This window comes from Vibrio genomosp. F10 str. ZF-129 (assembly GCF_000287055.2).
Classification (GTDB): Bacteria; Pseudomonadota; Gammaproteobacteria; order Enterobacterales; family Vibrionaceae; genus Vibrio.
Window position 1 is genome coordinate 1 of the sequence record NZ_AJYQ02000116.1, and the last position, 3820, is coordinate 3820.

Annotated in this window: 6 protein-coding genes; 3 read left to right on the top strand and 3 right to left on the bottom strand. The window is 41.8% G+C overall.

Annotation, left to right across the window (positions count from 1 at the left end; all coding sequences use genetic code 11):
- Window positions 1–211 precede the first annotated feature (211 nt).
- On the top strand, window positions 212–1180 hold the full coding sequence (locus tag A1QO_RS14715; RefSeq protein WP_026027043.1) for an IS30 family transposase: 969 nt from the start codon (window positions 212–214) through the stop codon (window positions 1178–1180).
- A gap of 25 nt (window positions 1181–1205) precedes the next feature.
- Here the strand turns inward: A1QO_RS14715 and A1QO_RS14720 are convergent, their stop codons facing one another.
- Complete coding sequence (locus tag A1QO_RS14720) at window positions 1206–2144, bottom strand: hypothetical protein (protein ID WP_017041106.1); 939 nt, start codon at window positions 2142–2144, stop codon at window positions 1206–1208.
- Between the two features lie 198 nt (window positions 2145–2342).
- Between A1QO_RS14720 and A1QO_RS14725 the strand changes: the two genes are divergently transcribed.
- Entirely contained in the window at window positions 2343–2627 is a 285-nt protein-coding gene (locus A1QO_RS14725) for a type II toxin-antitoxin system RelB/DinJ family antitoxin (RefSeq protein ID WP_017038684.1), read from the top strand.
- Complete coding sequence (locus tag A1QO_RS14730; protein ID WP_017041107.1) at window positions 2624–2902, top strand: type II toxin-antitoxin system mRNA interferase toxin, RelE/StbE family; 279 nt, start codon at window positions 2624–2626, stop codon at window positions 2900–2902. Before A1QO_RS14725 ends, A1QO_RS14730 begins: the two co-directional genes overlap by 4 nt.
- A 135-nt stretch (window positions 2903–3037) precedes the next feature.
- Here the strand turns inward: A1QO_RS14730 and A1QO_RS20625 are convergent, their stop codons facing one another.
- Window positions 3038–3364: a hypothetical protein gene (locus tag A1QO_RS20625; protein ID WP_229772559.1), complete on the bottom strand. Its 327-nt coding sequence runs from the start codon at window positions 3362–3364 to the stop codon at window positions 3038–3040.
- The gene (locus A1QO_RS20630) at window positions 3306–3677 is read right to left on the bottom strand and encodes an EcsC family protein (RefSeq protein WP_241790471.1); all 372 of its coding nucleotides are present in this window, start codon (window positions 3675–3677) and stop codon (window positions 3306–3308) included. Before A1QO_RS20630 ends, A1QO_RS20625 begins: the two co-directional genes overlap by 59 nt.
- Between the last annotated feature and the right edge of the window lie 143 nt (window positions 3678–3820).

Consider the following 3820-nt stretch of genomic DNA (forward strand, 5'->3'; position numbering starts at 1 on the left):
CCTGTTAAGGTGTGAGCAACGCAATACCGATGCTGCCGCATACCACCTTAATCACTTAAAACAACGCATAGTGAAAATGCCACGCGTTGCGAATCACTCTTAAATGCTTTGTTATGTGGCTTGGATTCAAGTACGAAGTGCGACACCTCTGAACATAAAAACAGTGAGATGCGATAATCATGAAGTTTGCTCCCGCCAAGAAGTAAAAAACATGAAATATTCGCACCTCACTGAGAATGAAAGGTATATGATTTCTGCGCTTAGAAAGCAAGGAATTAGTACCGCTAAAATTGCTAAACAACTGGGCCGTCACAAAGCCACTATCTATCGAGAAATTGAACGTAATTCCCGATACAACAGACACTTTAAACGGTACTCCTATCAGGCCTGGAGAGCTCAACAAATGGCTCGTAATCGGCTAAGCCGCTCGCGCAGAAATAAACGTTACAACGAACTCGATTTTAGACTGCCTGAAGCCTTGCTACGACTGGATTGGAGCCCAGACCAAATTGTTGGATACCTTAAAGTTAGAGGCTACCCAACAATGAGCCATGAGCTCATTTATCAGCACGTTTGGAATGACAAAGCTCTAGGTGGCACGCTATGGAAACACTTGCGTCAATCCACCAAGAAAAGGCGCAAGAGATACAACTCAAAAGACAGTCGAGGACGCCTAGCTAACAAGCGTCATATCACCGAAAGATCGAAAGCTGCTGAGCACAGAAAAGAACCAGGCCACTGGGAAATTGATACGGTCGTTGGTCGCGGCACCAAGCACTGTATCGTCACTTTGGTCGATAGGATGACCGGCTACACTTTTATCGGTCAAATGGATGACAGAACGAGCGAATCACTCAACGTTAGAATGAGTAAAATCATGACCCGCTCTGATTTACCATTTAAGACAATTACAGCAGATAATGGCACTGAGTTTCACGGCTACGCCCAACTAGAAAAGCACCATAGCTGTTTGTTTTACTTTGCAAATCCATACCATTCATGGGAACGAGGAACCAATGAAAACACTAACGGACTAATTCGACAATACTTGCCAAAACGAACTTCTATGTCACATGTGACACAGAAGCTCTGTAATGAAATTGCACATAAGTTAAACATGCGCCCACGCAAAAGGCTTGGGTATAGAATGCCAATGGAGTATATTCATGCGCACCTGTAGAAAGTGTCGCACTTCAAACTTGATACTAAGCGTTTTTGTTCTCCTCAAGGTGCAGCACCTCTCCAAGAAACAGGTAAGTATTAAGGAAAAGTGCTTTTGCTTCTTCTGAGGTAACATCCTTGTGAACCCCCGTTGAGACTCTATCGAACAAATTAGCTAAATTTTGGCGAAAGCGTTGTTTACGTGATTTACTCTCGCACCTTTGGTGAATATAAGCATTGATTCTATTTTGATGCTTACTTGCGTCTAGTTTTAACTCATTACCACCAATGTTCATAGTTTCATCAGAAGCCGGAAAAATTGAATCAGCGAAAGATTCGATTACGCGTCGACAAGTGGTAAGTGCATGACTAATCGCCTCAGCATTACCGGAACTAAGTCTTTCCATAACTGTTGGTATCTGTTCAAGTACATCACCACAGTTTTCTGAAATTAAGTGGTCAACCTCTCGTTTGTAGCCCTCAAAGATTGATTCAGATAAATTATCAAATACTTTCTCGTAGTATACGTCAGTTATAAATTTGTGTAGTAATGCTATGACTTTGCTACGAATTCCACTGAACTTTGAAATATTATTTGTTGTCTCATTCATTGCTCTTGTTGCATGGTGAACAGCGTAATTGTGGTCACCTGAAGAGTCCGGAGTTCTCATGACTGATAACTTGGCTTTATCGGCTTCAATACGAGCTTCAATCTGCGCAAGGGGCATCCAATAGCCCTTATTTTCATCACGATTTGTCCAACGCCCAGTTAATGTCATGTATTTAAGTGAAATGGCATTATCTGAATAGAAGCCACCCAGCTCAAAGCGCAACCATTCTTTGACTTCTTCAGCGCCAACGATTCTTGCTAACCGAGACGCTTTTAGGATAAGTTTTTCGACAGAAGAACGTCCAAGCTCTAGGTCATCCAACAGATCTTGAACTAACTCTAATGTATGTTCACTTTTACTTATAACCACCATAACTCCTTTAAAACGTTTAACGCCCGGCTAAGGGGTTGACAACGCTCCGCCGGACTCAAAAAACACACTGTAAACACTGGGCTTCAATTTTGTACTAAAGTCGCCAAGCGTTGGCAATCCCTCTTGAGCCGTTTGTTAGTTGCCCTTGTTCGACTCTAGTGCTAACATTTGTACACACGTAAACTTAGGGAGCTACTCATGGACACTAGAATTCAATTTCGTGTTGATGACGAAATTAAACGTTTAGCCCAACAAATGGCTGAGAGCCAAGGTCGCACACTCAGCGATGCTTGCCGTGAACTTACTGAACAAATGGCTGAGCAACAAAGAAAAACATTATCTCATGACGCTTGGTTAACTGAACAAATAAACCTAGCATTTAAGAAGTTTGACTCAGGAAAATCTTCATTTGTTGAACATAACTCAGCTAAAGCACGGATGGCTGAACGAAAGGCCAAAATTCGTAATCGAGGCCAGCAATGATTTTATGGGAAGAAGAATCGCTAAATGATCGTGAGAAGATCTTTGAGTTTCTTTATGACTTTAACCCTGATGCGGCTGAAAAAACTGATGAAATTATTGAGGCTAAAGTAGAAAACTTACTCGAACAACCATTGATGGGTGTTCAACGGGATGGAATTCGAGGACGATTACTCATTATTCCCGAAATCTCAATGATCGTTTCGTACTGGGTAGAAGGTTTAATTATTCGCATAATGCGAGTTCTACACCAGAAGCAGAAATTCCCTACCGATTGATTGTAATCGGTGGGCAACTAACGCCCTGTTAAGGTGTGAGCAACGCAATACCGAAGTTCCCGCAGACCACCATAAACACAAAACGCAACGCATAGCAAAAATGCCAAGCGTTGCGAATCACTCTTAAACAGATTGTTAGGCAAATTCAGGGAGCGCGATAAATGTGTCGCGAGCCATATTTCCGATGGTATTGGTTGTTACTGAGTCAAAGGTAGCTCCAACGATACCTCCGACCAACGGAATTGCTTTACCTAAATTTATAGCCCCTTTTTCCCCAAACTTAGTTAGTAACCTAAAACCTACAGCCTGATTAATTTTAGTTATTGTTTTCCCACTAATACTCTTAATCGCATTTTCTGTAAGCTTTCTACCAACTACAATACCTATATCTTTGAGGATATCTTTAGCCGCATTGCCAGTCAGACATGCATAAACCATCGCTTTGACACGATCGTCTTTCAAGTCGTGCCCCCCCCATATGAGCAATTGCAGCTATCATTCGGATTTGTACGTACATAACGCTCGTTATGTTGGCTGGTAAAGTTACTGGCATTGTTATCAAACCACCTAACCCCGTGAGGAAGCCTGAAGTGCCTGCTTTTGTATTTTGCCAACGAATTAATGAGTTTGCTTGGCTTATTGGATCACTTGATTCTTTCATGTAGCTCAATGCTAGTTCTTGGGCAGAATCTAAACCAGCTACACCGTTGATCGCCTTGTCGTATGCCCAATCTAGGGCCTGCATTATCTTATTTTCGGTTAATTCTTGAGACACCTTTTGTAACCTCAGGTTTATTAGCAATTATTCATGTGAAAAATACCATACAATAAATACAGAAGCATAAAATCAAAGATGAAAAGTGTGATTTGTAGCATATGATTGAATATGCCTAACGCCTTACTAAGTGGCGCTGCCAC

Excerpts from the sequence above, each read along its gene's own strand:
- A1QO_RS14715 (WP_026027043.1), top strand. The coding sequence starts at position 212 with ATGAAATATTCGCACCTCACTGAGAATGAAAGGTATATGATTTCTGCG.
- A1QO_RS14730 (WP_017041107.1), top strand. The coding sequence starts at position 2,624 with ATGATTTTATGGGAAGAAGAATCGCTAAATGATCGTGAGAAGATCTTT.
- A1QO_RS14720 (WP_017041106.1), bottom strand. The coding sequence starts at position 2,144 with ATGGTGGTTATAAGTAAAAGTGAACATACATTAGAGTTAGTTCAAGAT.
- A1QO_RS14725 (WP_017038684.1), top strand. The coding sequence starts at position 2,343 with ATGGACACTAGAATTCAATTTCGTGTTGATGACGAAATTAAACGTTTA.